We start from the raw sequence: 21,087 nt of genomic DNA, 5'->3' as shown, positions 1-21,087 counted from the left end.
TACTGGGGTTGGAACTATACTAATAAAAAGCTGATTTAGTGAGGGTGCTCTATACTTTCGAGTACTTCACTAAATGTGTGCGCTATTGGACTAATATGAACAGGAATTTGCAGCTTACGTGCTATATCGCGTGCTGAAATTAAACCACTTATTTCATTATTAGCCGCAGTGACTAATAAAAACATAGCGCCATGATGTTCCATAGTTTGCAGTGCATCACCAATGCATGAGTAGCTTAAGCTTTTCATACTTACACCCATTAAATTACTTAGCGGTGTCATTAAATAGCGCAAGCTAATTTCACTACGAGGCAAGCCTAAACGCTGTGCTAAAATCATGATTTTTGAGCTTTGTAAATCAGCACTCGCCACTATACCTATTAGCTTTTGCTGCTCATCAGTTACCAAAATAAAATCAGAGCGTTGAGTCGTTAACTGTTTTGACGCTTGTTCAATTGTTGTATCAAACGATGCACGCATCGGGCTTGTATCAGTAAAACTAGTCACCACTTGTGTAGCAGGTGAAGTTAAATCAATGACAGCTTCATTAGTAAATGTATTCGCAATAGTGCCATGAGAAATATCTTGGGTACGGAGTTCTTTAAAGTTAGACATAATATCCACCTAATTAGTTATAAAATTTAATAATGTTTAAAAGCAAGTTATTAAACTAAATAACGGGTGGCGCTCGCGGGTGTGCATGGCTGTAAGGTGTGACTAAAAGGCTGCTTTCATAATGAAAGTAAAACGCTAAAGGAAGTGGTTGAATTTCTCTAAGCGCAATAACACCGACATGAGAGTCTATATCGGTGTCGAGGTTTGCTTGGTCAGGAGAATCGCAAACAATAAATTCTGCAGGTGTAAAACCAGCATCAATTTGCGTATTTTTGGGTGTTGCATGCAATGTCAAACTTACACTCATAAAGAGTGTAAACAATAGGGCATTTTGTAATATGCGCGCTGTAATGTTTGACATAGTGACGACCTTAATTAACTACTCTCAAATTAATACATCATAACTTGAGTTGCTTTAGTTATAGCGTACTCAAATAATATAAACAATAAAAAGTTAATATGATCTGAATCAAGACTAAGCTGTTTTATTTTTGGTAGGAAATACTATTTACATACCATTGCTTAGCACCTTGAGGGGTCATGACCTCAAAATCATCGTCTACTTGTTTTTTTAATAGTGCTCGCGCCATCGGTGAGTCAATAGAAATGTAATCGTTGCGATCATAAATTTCATCGGGACCGACAATTCTAAACTTCTTACACTCCCCAGCCTCGTTTTCTATTTCAACCCAAGCACCAAAAAAAACTTTGCCGTCTTGCACGGGTGAGTAATCAACAATTTTTAAATCGGGGATGCGCTTACGTAGATAGCGCACTCGGCGGTCTATTTGGCGTAATAGACGCTTGTTATACTGATAGTCTGCATTTTCAGAGCGATCACCAAGGCTTGCAGCCCAACTCACAATTTTAGTGACTTCTGGGCGTTTTACATTCCAAAGATGGTCATGTTCTTGCTGAAGTTGTAAATAACCTTCGCGAGTAATTAAGTTTGTTTTCACGCCGTATTCTTGTTTAAGTTTCATGTGTGGCACGGTATTAAAATAAAGGCAGCTTGTCGAGATAAAATAGCCACCAATGGGTTTGAAATGTTCAGTAACAATCTAAGCACTTAATTAGTTTTTTATTATTAAGTTTTTCATTTATATTAACTATTAATAAATTATAAAAATAAGCAACAGATTATGGGACAAGAGACAGTAAAAGTATTAGTGGTTGATGACGATAAACGTTTGCGCAGTTTGCTTGAGCGCTATTTAGTAGAGCAAGGATTTATTGTTAGAACAGCCGCCGATTCACAGCAAATGGATAGGCTTATTGAGCGTGAAAACTTTCACTTAATGGTGCTTGATTTAATGCTGCCCGGAGAAGACGGGCTCTCTATTTGCAGACGGTTACGTCAAAAAGAAAACCAAATCCCAATTGTGATGTTGACCGCTAAAGGTGATGAAGTAGACCGCATTATTGGTTTGGAGCTCGGTGCTGACGATTATATTCCTAAACCGTTTAATCCACGTGAGTTACTTGCCCGCATAAAAGCAATTTTACGTCGCCAATCAAAAGAAGTGCCAGGGGCGCCCTCAGTAGAAGAGAATTTAATCAAGTTTGGTAAATTTACCTTAAATTTAGCCACACGAGAAATGAGCGAAGGGGATAATACCGTATCGCTCACAAGTGGTGAATTTGCCGTGTTAAAAGCGTTGGTATCTCACCCTCGAGAGCCGTTAAGTCGTGATAAACTAATGAACTTGGCAAGAGGTCGTGATTACAGTGCGCTAGAGCGTAGTATTGATGTGCAAGTGTCACGCCTTCGCCATATGATAGAAGTGGATGCGGCTAACCCGCGTTATATTCAAACTGTATGGGGATTAGGTTATGTGTTTGTTCCTGATGGTGAAAAGTAATAATTATGGGGATGTTTCCACGTAGTGCGTTTGGGCAAACTGTTTTTTTAGTGGCAGCTTTGTTGCTGATTAACCAAATTGTATCCTACGTCACAGTAAGTTTATATGTTGTTAAACCCACCATTGAGCAAGTTAATTTGATGCTCGCTAAGCAAATTAAAACTGTATTTATTGACTGGGAAGATGGTGTTGAAGTAACCGATGAAGTTTCAGAAAAGTTTTTTGAAATAACCGGTATTGAGGTGATGACTCAGCGTGAAGCGATGCGCAATGGCTTAGGACAAAGTCGTGAGTATTCAGGGCTATCGCGAAGTATGTCAGAGCAGTTGAATGGGTTTTCTCGGGTACGCATTAGTCAAACCGAACCACTTATTTATTGGGTGGAAGCCCCGCAAGCACCGGGCTATTGGGTTAAAGTTCCCTTAACCGGATTTAAAGAAAGTAATCTTGAATTTCTAACTTTTTACTTATCCAGTATAGGCTTCTTAAGTGTCTTAGGCGGGTGGTTATTTGCAAGGCATTTGAACCGACCATTAAAAGCACTGCAACAAGCGGCAATAAAAGTAGGTGTTGGTGATTTTAGTACTAAGTTACAAGAACAAGGCTCAAGTGAAGTTATTGAGGTAACGCGGGCTTTTAACCAAATGTCGCGAGGTATTGCAGCCCTTGAAAATGATCGTCGATTACTCATGGCCGGTGTCTCTCACGACTTACGCACACCGCTTACCCGTATTAGGTTAGCCACAGAAATGATGGTTGATGAAGATGATTATTTACGCGAAGGTATTATTTACGACATTGAAGATATGAATGGCATTATTGATCAGTTTATTGAATATTTACGCCATCATAATTGTGAAGAACAAAGCTATGAAGATATCAATGCGTTAGTAGCCGAAGTCGTACAAAGTGAATTAAAGCATCAACGTGTTATTACGTTTGAAAGCAATCCTAACCTAGGTAATATTCCCATAAGCTCAGTGGCTATTAAGCGAGTAGTGACGAATATGATTGAAAATGCACTGCGTTACTCGCAAGGGGATATTGAGGTGCAAAGTTATTTTAATAGCAATAAAAAGTACGTCATTATTGCGGTTAACGATAATGGCCCAGGTATTCCTGAGAGTGAATTAGAATCAGTGTTCGAACCATTCAAGCAAGGTGACGCTGCACGAGGCAGTGAAGGCAGTGGTTTAGGCTTAGCTATTATTAAACGCATTATAGACATGCATAATGGCAAGGTTGTGCTCTCTAATCGCCCTGACGGTGGTTTAAGTGCGCAAATATATTTACCGGTTAAAGTGGTTAATCAAAACTAAATAAAGCTATCCGCCGTTATATGCGGATAGCTTTAACCATTTTATAGTGCTTTAAAACGAATGGCTGTACCACCACTGGTGGCTAATTTTAGTGTGAGTTTATCATTTGCGGTAACAGTGCGTTTTTCTATTTTTAAATCGTAAGGGTTGTTCTTCCACTCTGCCTTAACACCATCTTTGTAGATTTGCGCTTCAAACTGTTTATCTTTATCTAAGAAGTCGAGTTTAACCTCAATGGTGCGGGCGTTTTCATCAGTTACAGCGCCTAAGTACCAGTCATTACCGGTGTACTGATCGCGTTTACGTTCTTTACGTGCAAATACAATAAAGTCGCCTACTTCCCCATCAAGCGCAATACTTTGTTGCCAATCGGTCGGTACGTCTTGAATAAATTGAAAAGCATCGGGCTTAGCTAAATAATTTTTAGGTAAATCAGCCGCCATTTGAATTGGGCTGTACATTACGACATAAAGTGCTAATTGCTTTGCCAGCGTTGTTTGCGGGCGATTTGTATCGCCACCTAAGCCATTAAAACTCATGTCAAAAATACCTGGCGTAAAGTCCATTGGGCCTGCAAGCATACGCGTAAAAGCAAGCATTGGAATGTGCTCAGGTGGATTGGGTGGCGTGCCCCATGCGTTAAATTCTTGGCCGCGAGCACCTTCACGAGCAATCCAATTAGGGTAAGTACGGCGAAGGCCGGTGTCTTTTATTGGCTCATGAGTATTAATACTTATTTTATGTTTTGCAGCTAGCTTAACGTTGTATAAGTACTCATTAACCATAAATTGGCCGTCATGCCACTCAAAACGGGCAATGCCATTTTCATCAATGCGTTTAATATTGCCACCATCGGCCACATAACCGGTTTTAATTTGGCTTACATTTGATTGCTCGTAAAGCGCAAAAGCGTCTTCCATTTGATTACGATAATTTGTTACGTTACCTGAGGTTTCATGGTGGCCAATTAACTGCACCCCTTTTTGCTTACCGTAGCGGGTAAGCTCCTCAATATCAAAGTCATCATATGGTTGGGTAAAACTAAATACATCGCCATTAAAAAACCAGTCGCCATCCCAACCGGTGTTCCAACCTTCCACTAATACACCATCAAAGCCGTATTTTGCGGCAAAGTCCATGTAGTATTTAGTATTTTTTGTGGTAGCACCGTGTTTTTCGCCACTACCCCAAGTATTCTCATTGATGTGCATGCCCCACCAAATACCTACGTATTTGCCTGGTTTAACCCAGGACACATCACCGAGCTTATTTGGCTCATTTAGATTTAAAATAATATCTGAATTAACTAAGTCTACCGCATGTTCGCCAATTTGAATGGTGCGCCAAGGCGTATTAAATGCACCGTGCTTTTTGACTGCTATACCATCTGACCATGGCGTTAAATCGGCGCTAAAAGTGCCTGGGCGACGTTGATTAAGCACCATGCCCGCATAATCGACTAGGGCTGCTTCATGAATGCTGACATGTACACCGTTACCATTTTTAAAGGTAAAAGGGGTGTGAGCGAGTGCAGCATCTTGTAAGGCTGTGGTGTTGTAGACATATTCGTAACGACTCCAACCGCGAGCAGGTATCCACCATGCGATGGCTTTATCGGCACCGGCGATGGCAAACTCGGTCAGCTCTTTAGTAATTTCTGTTTTTTCAAAATCGGCTTGTTTAGGGACTTCATAGCGAAATCCCACACCGCTATCAAAGGCTTTAAATCGCACTGTGTATGTGCCACCGTGGGGGGCGGGTTTATTAAAGGTAACGGCAATTTCATTGTGCTTGTCGACAACGGTTTGGCGCTCACCCCAAGGCTGTTGCCATTGGCTATCTGTCTGTGAGTGGGTTACTTCACTAATAACAAAACCTTCATCAAATGGCGCTTGGCTTTTAAATCTAAAACCTAAATGTGACTGCGCAATAACAGGTTTACCATTAAAGCTAATAGAATAGTAAGGAGATGAAGATTGATCAGATATGATGATTTTAATTTTTTGATCAGGCGATTCCAGCATGGCTTCTTTTGCAAAAGCGCTGCTTGAAAGTAAAGCAACTAGCAGTAAAGGTAATCTCATTGTGTGTCCTTTATGTCAAATTGTAGACTATGAGCATAAAGTGAAGGTGGGGTTATTACGAGATGACTGCAAACGTATTCAATGTAATTAAACACATAAAAAAGGGCTCTAGCGAGCCCTGTTTTGTAATTATAACTTATTATTTTTTACCAAAAGCGCGTTTCATGTAATTAGGTGTTGCGAGTGCACCGTGATGAATGCCGCCATTGTAGTATTCACTATGCTGTGCAATTATTGCTGCGCCGTCTTCTCTAAAGCCATTAAATGCCTCAGATTTGCGGGCTAGCGTCACTGACCATAACCCACTTGGGTAAATAGGTTGTGGGAATGGGAGTGTTTGTAAATCGTTAAAACCAACACTTAGCATAGCTTCGCGCATTTCAACCAACAGTGGCATATGCATTAATGGCGATTCACTTTGTTGTACCAGTATTCCACCAGGGCGAAGTGCGTTTAAACAGCTAGTATAAAACGCATGGTTAAATAAACCTTCACCTGGGCCCTACCGGATCAGTACCATCAACAATCACTACATCAATAGACTCACCAGCTGCTTCGCGCATGTATTTAATGCCATCGTCAAACATCACAGTAGCACGTGGGTCGTTATTTGATTCACATAACTCAGGGAAGTACTTTAACGACATTTGGGTAACCACTTCGTCAATATCGATTTGTGTAACAGTTTCTACACTAGGGTGCTTGAGCACTTCACGTAATGTACCGCAATCGCCGCCACCAACAATAACTACGTTTTTTGGGTTTGGATGCGCCAGTAATGCTGGGTGGCTGATCATTTCGTGGTAAAAAAAGTTTTCACGGCTACTTACCATAGTGCAACCATCAATGATCATTAAATTACCAAAGTCTGTGGTTTCAAACATTTCTACTTTTTGAAAAGGAGACTGTTTTTCATCTAACTTTTTGTTAATACGTAATGAAAATGCGCTGCCATCGCGGTCGCTAATTTCAGTAAACCACTTACTTTGATCTAAATTTGCCATAGTTGTTGTTACACTTTTGGTTGAGTATGAAAAAAAGGAGGCAATTCTGCCAGTGCTTGGCCTATTGCTCAATCAAATTTTACTCTCTTTAGCGAATAAAGTTAGCTATAAAGAGGGGAAAGTTCAATTTTTGTTAGCTTAGCAGATAGTGACGTATTAAAATGCCCCTTTACACCTAATTTAATAAAGAAGAGTTGCCATGACTTGGGGTTTAGAAACAGCACGTGCTACATACAATGTTGCTCATTGGAGCGATGGTTATTTTGATATTAACGCACAAGGTGAGTTGATAGCCTATCCTGATGGCGACCAAACAAAACCTGCCATCTCTTTAAGTCAGCTTACTGAGCAATTTAAGCAACAAGGGTTAACATTGCCCGTACTGGTGCGCTTTACTGATATTTTAAAAAATCGTGTCGATACGCTCACCAATGCCTTTACTCAAGCGCGCACTAACCGAGAATATAACGGCAAATACACCTGTGTTTATCCTATTAAAGTAAACCAGCAGCGCTCTGTTGTGAGTAAGTTATTAGCTCACCCAAGTGGCTTAGTGGGACTTGAAGCTGGTTCTAAGCCTGAACTAATGGCCATTTTAGGGGTGGCGAAAGAGCCTATTACAATTGTATGCAACGGCTACAAAGACAGTGAGTTTTTACGTTTAGCCTGTATTGGTCAAGCAATGGGGCACAACGTTAAAATTGTGGTCGAAAAACTCTCTGAGCTAACCACATTGCTTGAAGAAATTGATAATTTAGGTATTGAGCCTGCTATTGGTATTCGCATTCGCTTAAATTCGGTTGGTAAAGGTAAATGGCAAAATACCGGTGGTGAAAAAGGTAAGTTTGGTTTAACCGCAGGGCAAGTACTTAGTGCAGTGGAAGTACTTAAGCAACATAACAAGTTGCATTTAATGCAAATGGTGCATTTTCATATTGGTTCTCAAATCGCCAATATTCGTGATATTCATCGTGCCTTGCGCGAATGTGCTCGCCATTTTGCTGAATTAACTCAATACGGTGTACCGCTAAATACGGTTGATGTGGGTGGCGGGCTTGGCGTTGACTATGAAGGCTCAGGCTCGCGTAGTGCCTGCTCAATGAACTACACAGTCGAAGAATACGCGCGTAATGTAGTGAATGCATTTGCCGATGTGTGCGATCAGCATAACTTAACGCATCCTGCGATTATTACAGAATCTGGCCGTGCATTAACGGCTCATCATGCAGTGTTGATCACCGATGTTATTGATGTAGAAAAAGCACCGAATCATTTAAACCCAAAACCGCCATTGGAAAACAGCGCATTAGTGCTAGATGAAATGTGGCAATGCTTACAACGTTTGAACCCACGTATGGCACTTGAAATATATCATGATGCTATGCACTTATTTAGCGAAGCACACGATCAATACGTGCATGGTTTAGTGAGCATGCTAGAGTGGGCGAAAATAGAGCAGCTTTACTTTACTATTTTACATCGTGTTCGTGCTTCATTAAGCTCTAATGCAAGAGCTCACCGCGAAGTGCTGGATGATTTAAACGAAAAACTAGCCGATAAACTGTTTGTGAATTTTTCATTGTTTCAGTCATTACCTGATGTATGGGGTATTCAGCAGTTATTTCCGGTTATGCCCATCGAAAACCTAACGCAGCCGCTCACTCAGCGCGCGATTATCCAAGACATTACTTGTGATTCTGACGGGCAAATACGAGACTACGTTGAAGGTGCAGGTATTGAAACAAGTTTACCTATCCCTGAATATACACAAGGTCAGCAGTATCATATTGCCATGTTTATGGTGGGGGCATACCAAGAGATTTTAGGTGACTTACATAACCTATTTGGTGATACCGACTCAGTCCATGTTGAGCTTAATGAGCAAGGATATGTATTAACCAATGCCATTAAAGGTGACAGCGTTAAGGATGTATTAAAATTTGTTGATTATGATAGCGAGTTATTAGCTGATAACTTTGCCACTCAAATTAATAAACTTGATGTATCAGAACACTGTAAAGAAGGGTATCTAGCCGAGCTCAATGCAGGGCTTGAGGGCTACACCTATTTTGAAGATTAATTTAGTTGCATAGTTAAGCGTGGTCCTAGTGGCTGCGCGATATTTAAAGGAATAGAAGTAATGTCAGTTATTCGCAGTGTATTTAGTATTTTCTTTTATACAATAAACACTCTTTTTTGGTTTTTGCCTATTTTTATTTGTGGCATCGTTAAGTTAATCCCAATTAAGGGACTTCAAAAATTAATGAGCTGGACGGCCAAGCAATGTGCCTCTATTTGGGTGACCTTCAACACGTTAAATCAAACGTTATTAACGCCAACAAAACTTAATGTTATTGGCCTTGAAGAGCTTAAATTAAAAGATTGGTACTTAGTCATTGCTAACCACCAAAGCTGGGTGGATATTTTAGTGTTACAGCGGGTGTTTAACCGAAAAATACCTTTTTTAAACTTCTTTTTGAAAAAAGAGTTAATTTACGTGCCTGTTTTAGGTTTGTGTTGGTGGGCACTCGACTTTCCTTTTATGACCCGCACTAGTAAAAGCCAATTAAAAAAGAACCCCAAGTTGCGTGGTAAAGATTTAGAAACCACTCGTAAAGCCTGTGAAAAATTTAAAGAAATGCCAGTCAGTGTGGTTAACTTTGTTGAAGGGACGCGGTTTACAGCGCAAAAGCATGCGCGTCAAAATAGCCCGTTTACTCACTTACTTAAACCGAAAGCGGGTGGTGTGGCGTTTGTAATGCAGGCCATGGGTGAGCAAATTTCTAAAGTGGTAAATGTCACTATTCATTACCCTGAGGGCATTCCTACCTTTATGGATTTTGCAGCCGGTAAAGTAAAACACATTGATGTACAGGTTGAAGTAAAAGGCGTTAGTGAGGACTTAATTGGTGATTACACTAATGATCCTGACTTTAGAGTACGCTTTCAAAGTGAATTAAATCGCGTGTGGGAAGAAAAAAACCAGACGTTGGTTAATCTCAAACAAAAATAACAAAATGAGCTGACAGTTATGCTAAAAAAATGGTTACCTAATTGGTTAAATGGCTTAATTGTTGGCTGTGTTTTATTTGCTAATTTAATAATATTTGGCGCATTAGTGCTTACCCTAGGGTTAGTTAAATTAGTGCTGCCCATACCTGTAGTGAGTAAATTATTACACAGTGCGTATAAAGGGTGGTGCAAAGGTAACCGCTTAGGGCTGTGGCTAGGCTGTAATGATATTAAAGTTAATATTAGTGGGGAGGTGAATGCCAACAGTTGGTATTTGCTAATCAGTAATCATATTAGCTGGCTTGATATTGCGGTATTAAGCTCGTTAAATGCATTACCAGCTCCTAAGTTTTTTTTAAAAGATGAGCTTAAATACGTGCCATTTATTGGCACTGGTGCGTGGGCGATGGGTATGCCCTTTATGAAACGAGTGACCAAAGCGCAATTGGCTAAAAATCCGAATTTAAAAGGCTTAGATGTCGAGCGTACTAAGCGCAGTTGCCGTAACTTTCGTCATCATCCTACAACCATAGTTAACTTTGTAGAAGGTACGCGTTTTACTGCGCAAAAGCACCTGCATCAACAAAGCCCTTTTCAGCATTTATTAAAGCCTAAGGCTGGTGGAACTGCTTTTGCCTTAGAGGTTTTAAACGAGCAGTTTGACGCTATGCTTAACACCAGTTTAGTGTATAGCGGTCAGTCAGATCATGTGTGTCGTAATATTTTAAAAGGCGAGTTGGAGTCTATTCATATTACTATTGAGGTTATGCCAATAAATACACAGATGATTGGCAGTTACCAAACCGATAAGGCATTCAGGGCCCAATTTCAGCAATACTTAAATAACTTATGGACAGTAAAAGATAAGCAATTAAGCGCTATTCATATTCAGCAAGCTAGTACTGAATTAACACCCAGTAAGGAAATTGAAATACCATGAGCAAAACACACCTACAGGAGCTAATTACTCCTTGGTTTGAAAAAGTCCCCGATGCTTTTTTTCTCAGTGCCATCACCGCCTCATCAATTGGCATTCTTTCATTATTATTTGTTTACTTATTTACTCGTCGCTTAATGTTACCGGGTATTCAAAAGGTGGTGACTAAACTCTCTCCTGAGCGTATTGGTTCATTGACACCTATGTTAACTAAGCTGAATAAACGAATTGCTTGCTTGTTATGTTGTGTACTTTTTTTAGCCACATTTGATAGTGTTTATCCGGTTAATGCAATTGCTCAAGAGATCCTTAAAACCATTGGCCAAGCATTATTAATTATTTATATAGGTTTTATTATTAGCAGCATAGTAAGCATTGCTGGCGCTATTTATAACCAACTAGACTTTGCCCGCGAAGTGCCTATTCAAGGGCTAATTCAAGTAGTGAAGCTAATCACCTTTATTGTGTGTTCAATATTAATTGTTAGTATTGTGCTTGAAAAATCGCCGACTTATATTCTCTCTGGTTTTGGTGCCATAGCGGCAGTAACGTTATTGGTATTTAAAGACACCATATTAGGTTTTGTCGCCAGCATTCAAATTGCCGCTAATCGTTTAGTGACCTATGGGGACTGGATCCAAGTCGATAACTACGGCGCCGATGGCGAAGTAATTGATTTAGGACTTAATACCGTAAAAGTACGTAATTGGGACAATACCATAACGACTATACCCACTTATATGCTGGTGGCCGGTTCGTTTAAAAATTGGCGCGGTATGCAAGAATCTGGTGGGCGACGTATTAAACGTTCTTTAAACATTGATATGAACAGCATCTTTTTAGTTGATGATGACTTTAAAGCGCAAATAGAAGCGGCTATACCACTGCAAGAATATATTCGACTAGGCACACTTCCCGATCCGGTGTCGAACTTAGGGCTATTTCGTCGCTATGCAGAGGGTTACTTAAAACAACACAGTAAAATCAATACCTCGCTCACACTTATGGTGCGTGAACTACAACCGCTTAATCATGGCTTACCGATTGAATTTTACTGCTTCAGTGAAGACAAACGTTGGATATCGTACGAGCACTTACAAGCTGAAATTATGGACCATTTACTGGCCGTATTACCTGTGTTTGGGCTACGCGCTTATCAAAGTGTCAGTGGGCAATTAGGCCCAGCTGACGGGGCCAATATGGCAGGTAAACCCAGCATTAAAGTGCCCAATAATGCTGTCCAAGGCCAACACCAATAAACAATAACAATAGCCACCAAATAGGTGGCTTTTTCATACGTAGCCATGCAAATGCAGCAATCACTAATGCAATATGCCAAACATTGCTTACGGCTGAAGTCCAAATGGGCGAATACAATGCAGCAGCCAAAAAACCAACTACAGCAGCATTAAGCGCTGCAATTGAGCTGGCAAAACGAGGATTGCTGGCCAAGTTTATCCAGCTTTTTTGAAATGCCAACATCAGTAAAAAACCAGGGGTAAATATCAATAATGTAGCTATGATTGCGCCCATTATTGGCTGCTCGGTAGTTAGCTGCGCGCCTAAGTAGGTCGCTATAGTAAACATCGGTCCAGGTATAGCCTGAGCACTGGCGTAAGCCGTTAAAAATTGATCATCACTTAACGTAGGCACACCCGCTTGAAGTACTGGCAACACAACATGTCCGCCACCAAATACCATGGCGCCTGCTTGGTAAAAAGGCGCAAATAACGCAGCGTTTTCGCCAAGTGGGATAAAGCTGATGGCAAGTAGTAGTGCAAATAAGACAAGAGCAATCCAATTGATGTTGTTTTTTTCTCTGCTAACATTTTCTGTAGATTTAGCTAAGTTAAGTAAAGGCCATAAAGCACCGATAATGGCAGCGGTTACTAAAATGGCGATTTGAGTGCCCAACATAGGAAATAAAATCAGTGCTAAAGTACTCATTATTGCCAGAAGTTTAAGTACCGCACTGGTGCAAAAGCTTTTTGACATACTAAGGGTCGCATCAGCAACAATAACCACGGCAAATAGTTTTAACCCAGTAATAACTGCGAAATAAACGGCGTTAAATTGGTGAGCACTAATAGCAAGCAGAGTCATAATCAAAAAAGAAGGCAGGGTAAAGCCTATAAACGCAGCGATACCACCGAGTACACCCGCACGTTCTACGCCAATAGCAAAGCTAACCTGACTTGACCCAGGGCCTGGCAGAGCTTGACTTAAGCTAATTAGCTGCGCGTAACGCGCTGTACTTAACCAGCGAAGCGAATCAACAAAGTGGTGCTTAAAGTAACCTAAATGCGCGGCAGGGCCGCCAAAGCTCATGCAGCCAAGCAAAAAGAACTGTCTAAAAATCGCAATTAACATAGTGGCAATCGCCTTTTGATAAATCGTAAAATTGTCACAAACAAGTATGACATTATTATGAAACGCTATCACTACTTCCTTATTTGATAGGCAATATCAACGCTTATACGTTATTCTTCATTGTTGGTTCATACATATATTTGCATAATCGCAAGAATAAATTCTAAATGAATAGGAAATCACCATGACGTTAACTAAATCACTTTTAAGTGTCACTGTCGTTGCTGTATTACTTTCTGGCTGTGAAATGAATAACACAGGTAAAGGTGCTGCTATAGGTGCAGCCGCGGGTGGTATTTTAGGTAAAGCTACAGGTAACCACAAAGATAAACGTATTTTTATTGGTGCAGCTATTGGTGCGCTAGCGGGTGCTGCTGTAGGTGATTACATGGATAAACAAGAAGCTGCTTTTCGTGATGAGTTAGCGGGTTCGGGAGTTGAAGTGGTTCGTGAAGGCGATAACTTACGCTTAGTGATGCCCTCTAATATTACGTTTGCGACTGATCAATCTTATATTTCATCAGGCTTTCATGACACTCTAAATGCGATAGCAAGTGTAATGAATAAATACGAAAAAACCTACTTAAGTGTTGAAGGCCACACCGACAGCACGGGCAAAGACAGTTACAACATGACTCTTTCAGAGCAGCGTGCACAAAGCGTAAAAAATTACTTGGTAAACCAACAAATTATGGCTGCACGAGTAAGCACGAGTGGCTATGGCGAATCACGCCCAATAGCGACTAACGACACAGCGAATGGTCGTGCGCAAAATCGCCGAGTAGAAATTCAAATTGTACCAAACACTCAAGGTTAGCTTTTGTAGTTACAAACCGCGTTTGCGCGCGGTTTGTGTACTTATTTAAAGGGCACTTTTAAATAAGTTAGTTGTCATAAGAAGTTCTTCATAGGGACATGTTTATGACAAAGTGGCGTACAGCAATTATTTTATCGGTATGTTTACATGGGTTAGTTTTGTTTTTTTTAACTACCTTAAAAGCCCCTAAAATTAAACAGCCGCAATTAACGCTAATTAAAGCGTATATGGTGAATGTGCCTGCCAAAAATAAAGTAACACAACAAGCCACTCAGCAAAGCGCTAATAAAAATGTTAATACAGAAATAACCGCAACCAAGCCTGTTAATGCAACCCAATCAAAACCACTGAATGCGACTAATAAAAAAACACAGAAGACGACTGAGCCGGTAAGTACCACCTCCATAAATACCCACCCTGTAACCGCAACGTCTTATAAAAAGATCGACCTGAAAAAAGGGCTCAATAGTATTTTACAGCAACAAACTGGCTATTCTGATACTGCAAAGAATGACCCTCAGAAAAAGCGTATTACCGTGCCAAAAGAGCATGCAGGGAAGGTGAAGCCGCTTTTAAAAATAGAGCAGAAAAATATGCAATTTACCACTTATCGACGAGGTGATAGCTGTTTTAAAAAGGTATCCGTTGGTGCTGGAGTTATGCCAAAAAATGACTTGCCAGATAGTTATATTGCAGGTGCAAAGTGCGATAAAACCAAGCTAACTGAGGCTTACGATACCGCAATGAATAAATGGCTTGATAAAAAGTAGCGACTAAATTGCAATCAATCTAGATTAAACTGTAATTCACATAACTTTTGATACAAAGGGTTGCTTGCCATTAATTGCTGATGAGTGCCTGTGGCTTTTATTTCGCCATTTTCCATTACCACAATCATATCGGCGTGTTTTACCGTGGCTAGTCTATGGGCAATAATCAGCGTTGTTCTATTTTGCATTAAGTGCTCAAGTGCGGCCTGAACATGATGCTCACTTTGTGCATCAAGTGCACTGGTGGCTTCATCGAGTAGCAGTATTTCTGGGTCTTTTAAAATGGCGCGGGCAAGTACAATACGCTGCTTTTGTCCACCCGAAAGCCTAACACCTTGCTCACCTAAGAAGCTGTTATAGCCTTGTGGTAACTGTTTTATAAATTCATCAGCATGTGCATGTTTGGCGGCCGCATAAACTTGCTCGTCACTGGCGCTTGGGTTGCCATAGCGAATGTTATGCATGACATCAGAGCTAAATAAAATCGGGTTTTGTGCCACCATGCCCATTTTGTTGCGCAAGGTGTTTAACGACAACTGTTTAATATCTATATTATGAAACTTAATCGCTCCGCTGGCTGGATCGTAAAAGCGCTGCAATAGTTCAAATAAGGTAGTTTTACCCGCACCGGAAGGGCCAACAATAGCCACAGTTTTACCTGTTTCAATATTTAAGCTGATATTATTTAATGCGCTTACATCTGGGCGAGAAGGGTAATTAAAGCTAATACCTTCAAGTGAAATTGCACTGTTGCTGGTTGTTGCATGTAACTCATCATCTTGTGGAATTTCGGGGTTTTGTATTTTACTTTCAACGGCGAGCAGTTCGAGCAATCTTGCTGCGGCTCCTGCGGCGCGCTGTAGTTCACCATAAACCTCTGCAACGGTCGCTACCGACATGGCCACCATAATGGCATAAAACACAAACGCGCCGAGTTCACCGCCCGTCATAGTGCCTGCTAACACATCACTACCGCCTACCCAGAGCATGGCACTAATAGCACTAAAGGTAAGAAAAATAACAGCTGCAATTAAAAACGAACGTTGTTTAATTCGGCTTTTAGCCACATTAAAGGCCTTTTCGGTTTCAAGCGCAAAAGCAGATTGCTCTTGCTGTTCATGGCTATAACTTTGTACCACTTTTATGTTTTGAATGATCTCACCCGCGTAGGTGCTTATATCGGCAATAGCATCTTGGCTGGAGCTTGCGAGTTTACGCACCTTTTTACCAAACACTATCATAGGCACCAGTACTAAAGGGACGCAGGCCACAACGACCAAGGTAAGCTTTAAATTAGTAACAAGCAGCATAATTAAACCACCGACTAACATTAGCGCGCTTCGCAGTGCCATAGAAAATGACGAGCCAATAATAGATTGTAATAATGTGGTGTCGGTGGTTAAACGCGACATCAGCTCGCCGCTACGATTTTCTTCAAAGTAACTCGGGTGCAAGGTAACAATACGATTAAACACGGCTTTTCGAATATCGTTACTGACTCGTTCGCCAATCCACGACATTAAATAAAATCGGCTGAATGTACCCACTGCCAATAAACTGATCAAACCAATTAATACCAAAACAGCTTGTTGTAACTGCGCTTGCGAGCCGGCAATAAAGCCATGATCAATCACAAATTTAACGCCTTGCCCTAGCGATAAGTTAACTCCTGCGGTGGCAAGTAATGCAACTAGAGCCCCTAAAACCACCCATTTATAAGGCTTAATAAAATTGAATATAGGGAATAAAGCGCTAAAAGCGGCTTTATCTGAAGCAGGCTTGTCTGTAGGCATAGTAGATTCTTATTGATGATTAAGGTATAGATATGGCATCAATAGATTAAAAATCAATAGTATTAAAAATCATCAATAGGGAAAGATTATGACAACTAAACAGGTAACAGGCGAGTTTACCGTTACATTAGCGCCTATAGAAGGGTATGCACACGGGCAGCAAGGCGTTAATTTAGGTCGTATGTCGATTGATAAACAATTTATTGGTGGCCTAACCGCAACTAGCCAAGGTGAAATGCTCAGCGCCATGACCCCCACCCAAGGCAGTGCCGGTTATGTGGCTATTGAACAAGTAATAGGCGAACTTGATGGTTTGCAAGGTGGTTTTGTACTGCAGCATTTTGGCACTATGGATAAAGGCCAAGATAGCTTGATTTTAAAAGTGGTACCCGACTCAGGCACTGATGAGCTCGCAGGATTAACAGGCAGTATGAAAATACGGATTGAGCAAGGGATTCACCATTACGATTTTGAATACATGTTATAAGTTCAACAAGGATTAAAATGCAAAAAGTAATCGAATTCAGAAAGGCCCGTTTTTTGGGTGGGGTAGATATAGTCGCACTAAATGATCGCATACAGGAATTAAACCAAGATGGCTGGAAAGTAATAAACGCAGTGCCATTGACTAACACCACTCGTTTAAGAACGAGTGGTGTTTTTTCGTTTATATCTAACCGGATATTTTTGTGTCTTTGCCAGCACCGCTCGCGGATAAGCTTTTCGCTTTCTTTTCTCCGGTAATATTAGCCGTTTACCGTTTTCACGTAGTTCTTTTAGCTTTTTAGGGATTGTCCCTGGGCTTCGACCTGAACACCATAAAAACTCGTCTTGTATGAGATATAATGCGTTAATAAAACTGATGCGTAATGGCTCAACTTTATGGGCTTTAGCCATCTCTGCCATTTCAAGTCTCACGATATTATATGATGTCAGAATACCCCAGAGCTCTTGATAAATACCTTCCTGTTTCAGGCTCCGTAATGCTGGTTTATTTGATAGTTGATACTGCTTGAGCTCACCATAGCCTCGCTCTATTTCCCATCGTTGCCAATACACATCGAGTAGCGCTTTCAGCGGGTACTTTTCTGGACAGACGCATGAGGTGATGAACCCTTTTATTTCCCCTTTAGGTGTCGGAATTTGAATAAGCCTTGCTTGCCATGTATCACCTAGGTAAGGGGCTGATTTCTTAGCTTGTGGTGAAATAGGCATTGTTATTAAGTGGTCGTAATCGCTAAATGACTCCGTTATTTCATAGCGCATTTTGCTTTTGATGGGTGTAAGCCAATGATGGTTTTCGCTAACGCCTTGCCAGCTCGTAAATAGTTCAGCCGAAAAGAAACCTCTATCAAATAGCGTCAATGAATATTCAGGTGCTGAGCCAACAAGCTGTTGAGCATAATGAATTTCACTTTGAGTAATGGGGCCAAACGCTGCATCGGATATTAAATGCGTTCTTGTCGACATCAAGGTCACAGCAAGTACTGAGGGGAAGTTTGTTGTCGATTTAGCATAGCCAAAGTGACGGTTACTCGGTGTATCTTGAGTTTTAAATTGTGTACCGTCAATGCTGAGCAGCTTTAAACCACACACGTCATCAAAAGTTTGCGACTGCTCCCACTGCGTTGCTGTATGTTTAAAAAGGTGTTTCATAGGTGCTGCGCCTAGCTTTTCTTTCCCTTTTATAATACTGCTCGTCGCCAATGGTGGAAGTTCTCCTTTAGCGTCAGGAAAAGCGAGCTCTAGTTTGTCACAGACTTCAGATATTGAGCGGTTTTTTAATAAACCAATCCCTAATACAAGCCAAGCAGCTTGCTCGGCGGGGAAACGTCGTTTACGCACAGAGGCTCTCCCTGTTTGAGTAACGGCTGCTTCAATCCACTCAAGGGGAATATGCTTAGTAAACGAATCAATATCACGATCTTGGCTAAATTCAGTAGTAAGGTGTAATTCTTTAATAAATTCAGACATAAAAATAGGCCACAACTTTTGTTGTAGCCTATTATGAAGCCTCTGAAAGATCGTTCAATTAACTTAAACGATCCGCATTAGTGCCATTGACAGGCTTTTATGGGCAAGTGCATGGTTACGCATTACTTATTGAAAATGAAGAAATATAAGGGTTACTAATGGCATTATCATTATGGTTTAGCTTAGCACTGGTATGCATGATGGGAGCAATGTCGCCAGGGCCTAGTTTAGCTGTGGTATTAAAGCATAGCTTAAATGGCGGGATGAAAAATGGCATGCTGGCAGCGTTAAGCCATGGTTTTGGTGTTGGCTTATATGCAGCGGCCTCATTATTGGGATTAGGCGCATTGATGTTGCAGTTTCCTACTGTGTATCAACTTTTAGTGTACTTAGGGGCAGCCTATTTAGCGTATTTAGGTTTGAAAATACTATTTTCAAAATCTAACGACAGCGAGCTGCAAGTTCAAAAAAGTGCAGTGAGCAGCTCTAAGGCGTTACAAGATGGCTTTGCGATTGCATTTTTAAACCCTAAGTTGGCAATTTTCTTTTTGGCGCTATTTTCGCAGTTTATCGATCCAGAAAACCTTACATTAAACATCGGTATTATTATGTGCTTAACCGTTTTTGTAATAGATACTGGCTGGTATTTATTAGTGGCTTTACTTACTGATGTGTCTAAAAAGCGCTTTGGTTTTACTAAGCAGAATATCTGGTTAGATAGGCTGTTGGGTGCGGTATTTATTGCGCTGGCAATTAAAGTGGTTATTGGAATTTAACTATCAAAGTGATTGAATTGCGTACAGTTGGTGATTAATGTAACTTAAAAAACTATAATTTAAAAGTGATAAAACGATGTCTAATATAACTTTAAAAAGTGCCACTTTTGATAACAAAGTCAAACAGTACTGGATGTGTTTAGCTGCAATATTTAGCCTTTTTCCAGTTGTAACTATTGTGCTTTTACCCGTTGTATTGCTTTTGGTGTGGCTAGTCGCAGGGCGAGTATTAGCAGCTATGTCGGCCGATTTACTAGAGCGCAAGTTAGTAGTTAAGCGCGGTATTTTGTTTAAAGAAGAAAAATCGATTCCGCTTGAAAAAATCACTGATGTTGGGTTGAGTCAGGGGCCATTAATGCGACTATTTGGTTTATACCGCTTAAGCTTTGAAACTGCAGGGCAGTCTGGTCACGGTGCATTAGTATCGTTACTAGGGGTAGTTGATGCCAGTGAGTTTCGCGAGGCCATCTTAACGCAAAAAGACAATCTAGCCGAAACAAAGCCAAGCAAGGCTAAAGCTGATGAACCACAAAACCAAGTCGAATTACTCCGAGCTCTCACCTACAGCGTAAAAAACATCGAGCAAATGCTAGTTACACTTCTGGAAGAGAAAAAATGATTAGGTCATATAGGGAGCTAAAGGGAATATGGTTAAGTAAGGATTGCTTTTGGCTTGTTTATTTGTAGGCGCCATCCGATGACGCCTACAACATGCTAACCCTAAGTATCTCCATTATTAGTGCTCGAAATATACGAGGACATTGATGATGACAGATTTCTATTTAAAGCATTTTTTAAGCATTGGGAGACTGATGGTGCTGATATTTTATAGTGATTTAATGCAATACCGTCTAAATAAGTTAAATAAGGGTTTACCGATAAACTAAACGCACCTAATTCTTTTATCCACTTCGCTAAAAAAATAACACGGTATTGCCCGTCGCTTCCATTGTTAAGATTAACTTCTAAATTTAAATTCTTACTCACCTCACTCCAAGGACTCTGATACAGGGTCTCACCAACTATGATCGGTTTTGATGTAAAAAAGCTATCAGGATTTTTAATATTATTTTCAATTTTATGATTTACCCAGTTTTGAATTCGAGATGATGTATATTCTTCAAATACAGCTTTTACTGCATTATTTACATGGGAGGGGCAGTTGTTTTGTCTATCTAGATGAGAAGACTGACTTATTTGATAAAGTGGCATTAGGCTTAGTTCAGTTTGAAGTGTGTGTTTAAATGTTGAGAAATGCCCATCAATTGCTTTTTGTTTAGATATAGCAATAAGATCATTTTTATTTAATATCGTAGCTTCTATATATTTATCTGACTCATTTTTACTATGATTTCCTACAAAAAATGCAAAGTGGTTGTTACCAGAGACATCCATCATAATAACTTTATGCGGATTTGAATCACATGTTTGATCAGCAATAGCAGCTTTTTGATCAGAGAGTGTAGTGTGGCATTGAGTTAATGGTGCATTGCTTTTTGCTAGTTCAGAGGCTCTGTCATAATTACAATCTTCACATACCATTAAGGTTATGCTGTCATCAGCATTTACAGAGTGAGCGATGCCGAGTAAAAATAGTAATAAAGCGGCAACTTTTTTCATAAAGTCTTCCTTAGACGAGTGTTCCTTTTTTATATACACTAGCTTTGAAGTTTATTAATTTCAATCTTTGATTTTAATTGAGCATTGTAATTCTCTAATTTGGATTATGTTACAAAGCTCAGCGATCGGTTGATC

The 21,087-nt window shown here is 40.3% G+C and carries 19 protein-coding genes and 1 pseudogene; 11 read left to right on the top strand and 9 right to left on the bottom strand.

What is annotated here, in order from left to right; genetic code table 11:
- Nucleotides 1-35: 35 nt before the first annotated feature.
- The 3 genes from LOC50_RS12810 to greB all read right to left on the bottom strand — a co-directional run bounded on the left by LOC50_RS12810 (nucleotide 36) and on the right by greB (nucleotide 1,573).
- Nucleotides 36-614 (bottom strand): CBS domain-containing protein, encoded by a 579-nt coding sequence (locus LOC50_RS12810; RefSeq protein ID WP_069438581.1) that lies wholly within the window; start codon nucleotides 612-614, stop codon nucleotides 36-38.
- 55 nt (nucleotides 615-669) lie between these two features.
- Nucleotides 670-975 carry a hypothetical protein gene (locus tag LOC50_RS12805; RefSeq protein ID WP_024602195.1) on the bottom strand — a complete coding sequence of 102 codons (306 nt, stop codon included), beginning with the start codon at nucleotides 973-975 and terminating at the stop codon, nucleotides 670-672.
- A gap of 124 nt (nucleotides 976-1,099) precedes the next feature.
- Nucleotides 1,100-1,573, bottom strand: a complete 474-nt coding sequence (gene greB / locus LOC50_RS12800) for a transcription elongation factor GreB (protein WP_036983331.1) — start codon at nucleotides 1,571-1,573, stop codon at nucleotides 1,100-1,102.
- Nucleotides 1,574-1,756: 183 nt separating this feature from the next.
- Between greB and ompR the strand changes: the two genes are divergently transcribed.
- Both ompR and envZ read left to right on the top strand, forming a co-directional pair.
- Nucleotides 1,757-2,476 (top strand): osmolarity response regulator transcription factor OmpR, encoded by a 720-nt coding sequence (gene ompR, locus LOC50_RS12795; RefSeq protein ID WP_036980498.1) that lies wholly within the window; start codon nucleotides 1,757-1,759, stop codon nucleotides 2,474-2,476.
- A gap of 5 nt (nucleotides 2,477-2,481) precedes the next feature.
- Nucleotides 2,482-3,795 (top strand): two-component system sensor histidine kinase EnvZ, encoded by a 1,314-nt coding sequence (gene envZ / locus LOC50_RS12790; RefSeq protein ID WP_250653320.1) that lies wholly within the window; start codon nucleotides 2,482-2,484, stop codon nucleotides 3,793-3,795.
- A 41-nt stretch (nucleotides 3,796-3,836) separates the two neighbouring features.
- Here the strand turns inward: envZ and LOC50_RS12785 are convergent, their stop codons facing one another.
- Together LOC50_RS12785 and speE are read right to left on the bottom strand one after the other, a co-directional pair.
- A complete protein-coding gene (locus LOC50_RS12785) occupies nucleotides 3,837-5,879 on the bottom strand; it encodes a glycoside hydrolase family 97 protein (RefSeq protein ID WP_250653319.1) in 2,043 nt (680 codons plus the stop codon).
- A 139-nt stretch (nucleotides 5,880-6,018) separates the two neighbouring features.
- A pseudogene (gene speE, locus LOC50_RS12780) lies at nucleotides 6,019-6,883 on the bottom strand (polyamine aminopropyltransferase).
- 199 nt (nucleotides 6,884-7,082) lie between these two features.
- Here speE and speA point away from each other — a divergent pair.
- The 4 genes from speA to LOC50_RS12760 are packed head-to-tail and all read left to right on the top strand — an operon-like array spanning nucleotide 7,083 to nucleotide 12,091.
- Nucleotides 7,083-8,963 carry a biosynthetic arginine decarboxylase gene (gene speA / locus LOC50_RS12775; RefSeq protein ID WP_214552471.1) on the top strand — a complete coding sequence of 627 codons (1,881 nt, stop codon included), beginning with the start codon at nucleotides 7,083-7,085 and terminating at the stop codon, nucleotides 8,961-8,963.
- Nucleotides 8,964-9,023: 60 nt separating this feature from the next.
- A complete protein-coding gene (yihG, locus tag LOC50_RS12770; RefSeq protein ID WP_250653318.1) occupies nucleotides 9,024-9,896 on the top strand; it encodes a 1-acylglycerol-3-phosphate O-acyltransferase, YihG family in 873 nt (290 codons plus the stop codon).
- 18 nt (nucleotides 9,897-9,914) lie between these two features.
- On the top strand, nucleotides 9,915-10,835 hold the full coding sequence (yihG, locus tag LOC50_RS12765; RefSeq protein WP_036980492.1) for a 1-acylglycerol-3-phosphate O-acyltransferase, YihG family: 921 nt from the start codon (nucleotides 9,915-9,917) through the stop codon (nucleotides 10,833-10,835).
- Nucleotides 10,832-12,091, top strand: coding sequence for a mechanosensitive ion channel family protein (locus LOC50_RS12760; protein ID WP_250653317.1), 1,260 nt, complete (start codon nucleotides 10,832-10,834; stop codon nucleotides 12,089-12,091). The genes yihG (LOC50_RS12765) and LOC50_RS12760 overlap by 4 nt, the downstream gene beginning before the upstream one ends.
- Here LOC50_RS12760 and chrA read toward each other — a convergent pair.
- On the bottom strand, nucleotides 12,051-13,202 hold the full coding sequence (gene chrA, locus LOC50_RS12755) for a chromate efflux transporter (protein WP_248474466.1): 1,152 nt from the start codon (nucleotides 13,200-13,202) through the stop codon (nucleotides 12,051-12,053). The two genes, LOC50_RS12760 and chrA, sit on opposite strands and share 41 nt — an antisense overlap.
- A 184-nt stretch (nucleotides 13,203-13,386) precedes the next feature.
- Here chrA and LOC50_RS12750 point away from each other — a divergent pair, with 184 nt between their 5' ends.
- Both LOC50_RS12750 and LOC50_RS12745 read left to right on the top strand, forming a co-directional pair.
- Nucleotides 13,387-14,019 (top strand): YiaD family glycine zipper/OmpA-like lipoprotein, encoded by a 633-nt coding sequence (locus LOC50_RS12750; RefSeq protein ID WP_013466091.1) that lies wholly within the window; start codon nucleotides 13,387-13,389, stop codon nucleotides 14,017-14,019.
- A gap of 104 nt (nucleotides 14,020-14,123) precedes the next feature.
- Nucleotides 14,124-14,789: a hypothetical protein gene (locus tag LOC50_RS12745; protein WP_250653316.1), complete on the top strand. Its 666-nt coding sequence runs from the start codon at nucleotides 14,124-14,126 to the stop codon at nucleotides 14,787-14,789.
- A gap of 14 nt (nucleotides 14,790-14,803) precedes the next feature.
- On the opposite strand, the gene LOC50_RS12740 is transcribed toward LOC50_RS12745, so the two are convergent.
- The gene (locus tag LOC50_RS12740; protein WP_250653315.1) at nucleotides 14,804-16,582 is read right to left on the bottom strand and encodes an ABC transporter transmembrane domain-containing protein; all 1,779 of its coding nucleotides are present in this window, start codon (nucleotides 16,580-16,582) and stop codon (nucleotides 14,804-14,806) included.
- 88 nt (nucleotides 16,583-16,670) lie between these two features.
- Between LOC50_RS12740 and LOC50_RS12735 the strand changes: the two genes are divergently transcribed.
- Nucleotides 16,671-17,069, top strand: a complete 399-nt coding sequence (locus LOC50_RS12735) for a DUF3224 domain-containing protein (protein WP_250653314.1) — start codon at nucleotides 16,671-16,673, stop codon at nucleotides 17,067-17,069.
- Between the two features lie 155 nt (nucleotides 17,070-17,224).
- On the opposite strand, the gene LOC50_RS12730 is transcribed toward LOC50_RS12735, so the two are convergent.
- The gene (locus tag LOC50_RS12730) at nucleotides 17,225-18,556 is read right to left on the bottom strand and encodes an IS4 family transposase (RefSeq protein WP_250653313.1); all 1,332 of its coding nucleotides are present in this window, start codon (nucleotides 18,554-18,556) and stop codon (nucleotides 17,225-17,227) included.
- 158 nt (nucleotides 18,557-18,714) lie between these two features.
- Between LOC50_RS12730 and LOC50_RS12725 the strand changes: the two genes are divergently transcribed.
- On the top strand, nucleotides 18,715-19,332 hold the full coding sequence (locus tag LOC50_RS12725; protein ID WP_036980484.1) for a LysE family translocator: 618 nt from the start codon (nucleotides 18,715-18,717) through the stop codon (nucleotides 19,330-19,332).
- Between the two features lie 76 nt (nucleotides 19,333-19,408).
- The gene (locus LOC50_RS12720; RefSeq protein WP_036980483.1) at nucleotides 19,409-19,951 is read left to right on the top strand and encodes a PH domain-containing protein; all 543 of its coding nucleotides are present in this window, start codon (nucleotides 19,409-19,411) and stop codon (nucleotides 19,949-19,951) included.
- A gap of 101 nt (nucleotides 19,952-20,052) precedes the next feature.
- Here LOC50_RS12720 and LOC50_RS12715 read toward each other — a convergent pair whose 3' ends face one another.
- Nucleotides 20,053-20,952 carry a hypothetical protein gene (locus LOC50_RS12715; RefSeq protein WP_250653312.1) on the bottom strand — a complete coding sequence of 300 codons (900 nt, stop codon included), beginning with the start codon at nucleotides 20,950-20,952 and terminating at the stop codon, nucleotides 20,053-20,055.
- Nucleotides 20,953-21,087 lie beyond the last annotated feature (135 nt).

Origin of the sequence: Pseudoalteromonas sp. SCSIO 43095, from assembly GCF_023650455.1 — a bacterium.
Classification (GTDB): domain Bacteria; phylum Pseudomonadota; class Gammaproteobacteria; order Enterobacterales; family Alteromonadaceae; genus Pseudoalteromonas; species Pseudoalteromonas tetraodonis.
Note: the sequence above shows the minus strand (reverse complement) of the source record. Positions and strands in the feature narration are given on the sequence as shown.

What these genes read in the sequence shown, in the direction of transcription:
- LOC50_RS12810 (WP_069438581.1), bottom strand. Translation starts at nt 614, where the DNA reads ATGTCTAACTTTAAAGAACTCCGTACCCAAGATATTTCTCATGGCACT.
- LOC50_RS12805 (WP_024602195.1), bottom strand. Translation starts at nt 975, where the DNA reads ATGTCAAACATTACAGCGCGCATATTACAAAATGCCCTATTGTTTACA.
- ompR (WP_036980498.1), top strand. Translation starts at nt 1,757, where the DNA reads ATGGGACAAGAGACAGTAAAAGTATTAGTGGTTGATGACGATAAACGT.
- envZ (WP_250653320.1), top strand. Translation starts at nt 2,482, where the DNA reads ATGGGGATGTTTCCACGTAGTGCGTTTGGGCAAACTGTTTTTTTAGTG.
- LOC50_RS12785 (WP_250653319.1), bottom strand. Translation starts at nt 5,879, where the DNA reads ATGAGATTACCTTTACTGCTAGTTGCTTTACTTTCAAGCAGCGCTTTT.
- speA (WP_214552471.1), top strand. Translation starts at nt 7,083, where the DNA reads ATGACTTGGGGTTTAGAAACAGCACGTGCTACATACAATGTTGCTCAT.
- yihG (WP_250653318.1), top strand. Translation starts at nt 9,024, where the DNA reads ATGTCAGTTATTCGCAGTGTATTTAGTATTTTCTTTTATACAATAAAC.
- yihG (WP_036980492.1), top strand. Translation starts at nt 9,915, where the DNA reads ATGCTAAAAAAATGGTTACCTAATTGGTTAAATGGCTTAATTGTTGGC.
- LOC50_RS12760 (WP_250653317.1), top strand. Translation starts at nt 10,832, where the DNA reads ATGAGCAAAACACACCTACAGGAGCTAATTACTCCTTGGTTTGAAAAA.
- chrA (WP_248474466.1), bottom strand. Translation starts at nt 13,202, where the DNA reads ATGTTAATTGCGATTTTTAGACAGTTCTTTTTGCTTGGCTGCATGAGC.
- LOC50_RS12750 (WP_013466091.1), top strand. Translation starts at nt 13,387, where the DNA reads ATGACGTTAACTAAATCACTTTTAAGTGTCACTGTCGTTGCTGTATTA.
- LOC50_RS12745 (WP_250653316.1), top strand. Translation starts at nt 14,124, where the DNA reads ATGACAAAGTGGCGTACAGCAATTATTTTATCGGTATGTTTACATGGG.
- LOC50_RS12740 (WP_250653315.1), bottom strand. Translation starts at nt 16,582, where the DNA reads ATGCCTACAGACAAGCCTGCTTCAGATAAAGCCGCTTTTAGCGCTTTA.
- LOC50_RS12735 (WP_250653314.1), top strand. Translation starts at nt 16,671, where the DNA reads ATGACAACTAAACAGGTAACAGGCGAGTTTACCGTTACATTAGCGCCT.
- LOC50_RS12730 (WP_250653313.1), bottom strand. Translation starts at nt 18,556, where the DNA reads ATGTCTGAATTTATTAAAGAATTACACCTTACTACTGAATTTAGCCAA.
- LOC50_RS12725 (WP_036980484.1), top strand. Translation starts at nt 18,715, where the DNA reads ATGGCATTATCATTATGGTTTAGCTTAGCACTGGTATGCATGATGGGA.
- LOC50_RS12720 (WP_036980483.1), top strand. Translation starts at nt 19,409, where the DNA reads ATGTCTAATATAACTTTAAAAAGTGCCACTTTTGATAACAAAGTCAAA.
- LOC50_RS12715 (WP_250653312.1), bottom strand. Translation starts at nt 20,952, where the DNA reads ATGAAAAAAGTTGCCGCTTTATTACTATTTTTACTCGGCATCGCTCAC.